Source organism: uncultured Mucilaginibacter sp., from assembly GCF_903913935.1.
In the GTDB taxonomy this organism is placed as follows: domain Bacteria; phylum Bacteroidota; class Bacteroidia; order Sphingobacteriales; family Sphingobacteriaceae; genus Mucilaginibacter.
Map to the genome: position 1 here is coordinate 1 of NZ_CAIWNH010000042.1, position 2,498 is coordinate 2,498.

The 2,498-nt window shown below is 42.8% G+C and carries 2 protein-coding genes; both read right to left on the minus strand.

Annotation, left to right across the window (positions count from 1 at the left end; translation table 11 throughout):
- Positions 1–50: 50 nt before the first annotated feature.
- The gene (locus QZY09_RS01735) at positions 51–827 is read right to left on the minus strand and encodes an SDR family oxidoreductase (RefSeq protein WP_295667402.1); all 777 of its coding nucleotides are present in this window, start codon (positions 825–827) and stop codon (positions 51–53) included.
- A gap of 28 nt (positions 828–855) precedes the next feature.
- Positions 856–2,498 (minus strand): MMPL family transporter (locus QZY09_RS01740; RefSeq protein ID WP_295667405.1); only part of this gene is annotated, 1,643 nt, incomplete at its 5' end.

Genomic DNA, 2,498 nt, shown 5'->3' on the forward strand with positions numbered 1-2,498 from the left:
CAAAATGTTGCATATCCAAAACATTACCATGAGAAATTGACAGCATAGGGTTAAAAAATCCCTCTGTTTGCGCCGCCATCAACCTGTATGGTGGTGCCACTGATATAAGCCGCCTGTTCTGACGCTAAAAAGGTAACCAGCGCCGCCAGCTCCTCGGGTTTGCCGATGCGGCCGAGCGGGATGTTTTTGGCCCTTTCTTTTAAAGCGAGTTCGGGGTCTGCGTCTTTTGGCAGCGTATGTTTAAGCCTGTCAGTAAGGATCATGCCGGGGGCTACATTGTTTACGGTAATGTTATATGGCCCCAATTCATCCGCCATTAATTTGGCCATGCCGACAACGCCCATGCGCATACTGGTTGAAAGAACTGAATTTGCCAATACTGATTTTACCGAACCGCTGATAATATTGATGATGCGGCCGCTGCCTGTTTTTTGCATATGGGGTAATACCAGTCGGCTGGTACGTGCAAAGCTTAGCAGGGTAAGGTTAAAAGCCTGCTGCCAGGCCTCATCATCAAAATTCTCAAATTTATTAAATGGTGGCCCGCCACTGTTATTAACCAGGATGTCAATTTTGCCGTATGCCACTGCAACTTTTTCAGTAAAACCGGCAACACGGTCAGCATCCCCAACATCAATTGCCATGGCAGTTACTTCATTGCCCGTAATGGTGGTAATTTCTTTGGCAGTCCGCTCCAATTCTCTGGCATCGCGCGAACCGATGATTACCCTCGCGCCTTCTGCAGATAATGCCGCAGCAATGGCTTTGCCCAGACCTTTTGAGGCGGCTAATACAACGGCTACTTTATTGTCAAGTTTTAAGTCCATGTTTTTAGCTTAATCAAAACTCACTCAATCAACCTTTTTCCTTCTTCTGTTCCCGGTGTTCCAAGCTCAGTAAAAATGCGGGCAACAGGGTAAGATTGCTTATCATAGCTACCAATAAAGTAACTGACAATAAAACGCCCAATGCACTCACACTTCCAAAAGTGGAAAAGGCGAATATGCCAAATCCGAAAAATAGTACGATGGCAACATAGATCATACTTATCCCGGTTTCGCGAATGGTATCTGAAACGATCCTTGATATACCTTTTTTTGTATAACGCAGTTCCTGCCGGTAACGGGTAATGAAATAAATAGTTTGGTCAGAGGAGATGCCCATCGCTATACTAAAAATAAGGATGGTTGATGGTTTTAGCGGGATACCAAAAAACCCCATTATACCTGCCGTAATGATCAGCGGAATAAGGTTGGGCAGCAGTGAAATGGCAACCATCTTCACCCCTCTGAACAAGATCCACATTACGCCGGCAATCAATAAAATGGCCAGCGCAAGGCTCTGGTAGAGGTTTTTGACCATGTAATTAGCCCCCTTTATAAAAATTATGCTTGACCCGGTAAGCTCTACATGGTATTTTTGGGGATTGAATATGGAGTCGATCCGCGGCTGCAAATTGGCGATCACTTTATTCATCCGGTTTGAGCCTACGTCAACCATCTCAAAACTTGCACGGGTAAATTGCTTGTTACTATCCAGATAATTACGCAAAACAGTATTGCTTTTACCTGAGTGACTGGCATAACTTAAGATGAAACCATCTTCAAAACCCTGCGGCAGGCGATAATAAGCCGGGCTGCCCCCATAAAAAGCCTGAGTTGAAAATTTAAGCCCTTGTATCAATGATAATGAACGGCTGAATTCAGGGTAGGAAGAAATCAAGTTCTCGAGCTTTTCAACCTTCCTGATGGTGACATCATTCATTACCCCGTTTTTACGTTTGGTATCGATACTTACCTCAAGGGGTAAAACGCCTTTAAAGTTCGATTCAAAAAATTTAAGGTCGCTTAAGGTATTGCTTTTCTTAGGCAGATCGTCAACCACATAGCTGTTTACATTGATCCTGAACATGCCGTAAAAACATATGGCTACAATTGCCAGTGTAATCCCATAAATTGCTTTACGATGGGAGTGCACCAGTTGATCAAGGCTTATTAATACAGCTTGCATCAGCCTGCGATCTTTGATCTTAGTAAGTTTTGGTTTGGGGGCGGGCAAAAAGCTAAATATAATAGGCACCAAAACAATACACAGGGTAAATGTGGCCATTATACTTAATGCAGCCACCAGGCCAAACTGGGTTAATAATTCGCTGTTGGTAAAATATAATACACCAAAGCCTATCGCTGTTGTAATGTTGGCAATAAAAGTAGTTATCCCTACTTTTTCAATAACAATATTTAGTGATTTTAACTTATCGCCATTATGCCCAAATTCGTAATAATATTTGTTAAGGATGATGATGCTGTTTGGTACGCCTATAATTACCATTAAAGCAGGTATTAAACCAGTAAGTATCGTGATCTCGTAATGCGCCAGTACAAGGATCCCAAGTGCCCAAGTTACCCCAAGCAACACTACTATTACCGGGAAAATAACCGGGTAACCTGAACGAAAAATAAGGAACAAAATGATTGTTGTGATCAATAACGATAATC

Excerpts from the sequence above, each read along its gene's own strand:
- QZY09_RS01735 (WP_295667402.1), bottom strand. The coding sequence starts at position 827 with ATGGACTTAAAACTTGACAATAAAGTAGCCGTTGTATTAGCCGCCTCA.